The organism is Neobacillus drentensis (assembly GCF_036962765.1).
Classification (GTDB): Bacteria; Bacillota; Bacilli; order Bacillales; family Cytobacillaceae; genus Neobacillus; species Neobacillus drentensis_C.
In genome coordinates this window covers 1-2,393 of the sequence record NZ_JBALOS010000364.1, presented here as the reverse complement: position 1 = coordinate 2,393, position 2,393 = coordinate 1, and the positions used below count along the sequence as shown (strand labels likewise).

2 protein-coding genes and 1 pseudogene (1 of these 3 running past the window's edge) are annotated in these 2,393 nt (G+C 37.4%); 2 read left to right on the top strand and 1 reads right to left on the bottom strand.

Going from position 1 to position 2,393, the window contains the following annotated elements:
• Positions 1–543 (top strand): annotated as a pseudogene (locus tag V7137_RS29495) (DUF421 domain-containing protein); it begins 325 nt to the left of the window's first position.
• 51 nt (positions 544–594) lie between these two features.
• Here the strand turns inward: V7137_RS29495 and V7137_RS29490 are convergent.
• Complete coding sequence (locus tag V7137_RS29490) at positions 595–1,587, bottom strand: DMT family transporter (RefSeq protein WP_335701358.1); 993 nt, start codon at positions 1,585–1,587, stop codon at positions 595–597.
• 209 nt (positions 1,588–1,796) lie between these two features.
• Between V7137_RS29490 and V7137_RS29485 the strand changes: the two genes are divergently transcribed.
• A partial coding sequence (locus V7137_RS29485) for a PH domain-containing protein (protein ID WP_335701357.1) occupies positions 1,797–2,393 on the top strand: 597 nt, incomplete at its 3' end.

The following is a 2,393-nucleotide window of genomic DNA, read 5'->3' as shown; positions in this document are numbered from 1 at the left end:
AACTTAAAAAAAGAAAAATATACAATTGACGAATTATCAGCTCTTCTCAGGCAGAAGAATATTTTCAAGTTCGCTGATGTAGAATTTGCTGTTTTGGAACCGAGAGGAACTTTAAGCGCTTTATTAAAAAGAGAAAACCAGCCCCTTACACCAAAAGATTTACAAATGAAAATGCCTAATGAAAAAGAACCCCAAACTGTCATCATGGATGGGAATATCGTAGATGAATCATTAAGATGTGCGGGTAAAGGCAGAGGCTGGCTCTATACAGAGTTAGAAAAACTAGAAGTTACTCTTGATAATGTGTTTCTCGGACAAGTAGATTCTTATGGAGAGCTCACCGTCGATCTATATGATGATAAAATTCAGGTGCCAACACCCGCACAACGACCACTTCTGTTGGCAACACTTAAAAAAGTTCAGGCTGATTTAGAAATCTTTTCGCTTGAGACAGATTGCGAAAAATCAAAATCGATGTATAAGAGAAATGCAGCAAAGGTACAAGAAACAATTGACAAGCTTAGTCCATATTTAAACGGTTAACAATGAGAAGATTCACAAAAAACAATCCTTATCAATCTGAATTGATAAGGATCAAACATTTCGAGGTATAGTTTTTTCAGTCATTTTATTCAGTTCATTTTTGGAGTTACTTTTATGCGAAAATAAGCTGTGCAGGATCATTCCTACCATAACAATTACCATTCCCAACCAGGATATCAGCGTCGGGAATGTGGTGTTTAGAAGTAACAATTCTCCAATGACAGCGAATAAAACTTCCACTGATTGTGTTGCCTCAACAGCAGCAAGTTTTTGCATGTTACCTCTTACAAGATCGGTTGCCTTGAAAAAAAGAATGGTTGCAATCACACCTGAGGATACGGCAACAAGAGAAGATTGAAACACTTGTCCTTTGCTTGGTGTGCCAACTGTCATTAAACCATACAAGGATAAAACAATCCAAATAGGCATACTAGCCAAAGTCATACCTAATACACGCTGAAAGACATCTAGCCTTCCCCCGCAAAGATCCATCATTTTTCGGTTTCCTAGTGGATAAGCGAAGGAAGCGATTAACACAGGAAGAACACCTAGTGAGATTGCACCAATCGAAATATGATTGGCCTGTTCGAATTGTATCAAGATAATTCCCAAAAGGATTATCGCTGACATCGCTAAGCCTTTAAAAGGAATTTGCCCCTTTTTATGGATTGGTCCTTTTTCTGTCATAACCCTTTCATAAAAAAGTGGAGACAGCAACGATCCTGAGATAATTGTTACCTGCCATGTAGCTGCGATGAGCCATCCCGGGGCATAGGCAGCTGAAAAACAAATCGGTCCATAAAATAAGCCGAAGCCTATTGTACTCCATAAAACCCACGGACCGGGTTGTTTTTTCATCTCATAAAGCAACGGTTTAAGATTTTTTCGACCAATCACGATGATGAAAAGAAATGGCACCATAAAGTAATACCTTAAGGATGCACTCCATAACCAGCTCCCCCCTGCTTGATCCATTGATCTATTGAGGATAAATGTAAATGCAAAAAAGAAAGCAGCAAAGATGCCAAGAATAATCGGACGCATGATTTTTCTCTCCCTCCATTCCTCTGTTTTTAAATTGTATATAGTGTATTTTCTATTAAAAAAGGAAAACACTCAAGTTGTTAGCATTTTCTTTTCCGTGCATACAAACTCATTTTATCGCATAAAGTTTTTTGGATACAAATGAAACTTTATGATCTTCTAATCGTAAAAAGGGTGGAATGATATTAATTTAATGGAGTGTGATAGGTATGTTTGGAAAAGTTGCTGCTGATATTTTGGGGTTAAGTGATGTTGGTTCTGTTATTAATCCGGAGAACTATGATAAGGTAGACGCAGACGATTATGTCATGCATGAAGATAATGAGAAAATTTATTTCCTCATCAAATCAAAATCGGATGAATATTGCTTTACCAACAATGCCCTAATCCATTTAGATGGTACAAGTGCAACCAGCAAAAAGCGGATGCTTCATCGTTATAGTTATGCTACAAACAGGATCTCAGACGTATATCTCGAAACAGCAGGAACGGTGGACCTTGATGTCGAAATTAAATTTAAAATCGGTTCAGCGCCTTTCTCCATTGATGTACATAAGAAACATATTGAGGAAGTAAAGGATTTATATAAAGCCCTAATTAAAATTTCGGAAATCTCACATGAAAATGAAATTTCCCTTCAGTATGCTAAACAAAGCCTGGATGTTGCCTCCACAACATTAGGCCGTGTGACAAGTGCAGACAGTAATTTGGTGGTTCAATTCAAAATGCTAAATCAAGCTGCCTTTCAATGGTTAGAAGACAGCAAAAAGCAATATATGGTCAAGGACTTCGGCTATGTATTTGAA

Bases quoted from the DNA above. Each gene is read 5' to 3' on its own strand.
- V7137_RS29490 (WP_335701358.1), bottom strand. From the start codon at position 1,587: ATGCGTCCGATTATTCTTGGCATCTTTGCTGCTTTCTTTTTTGCATTT.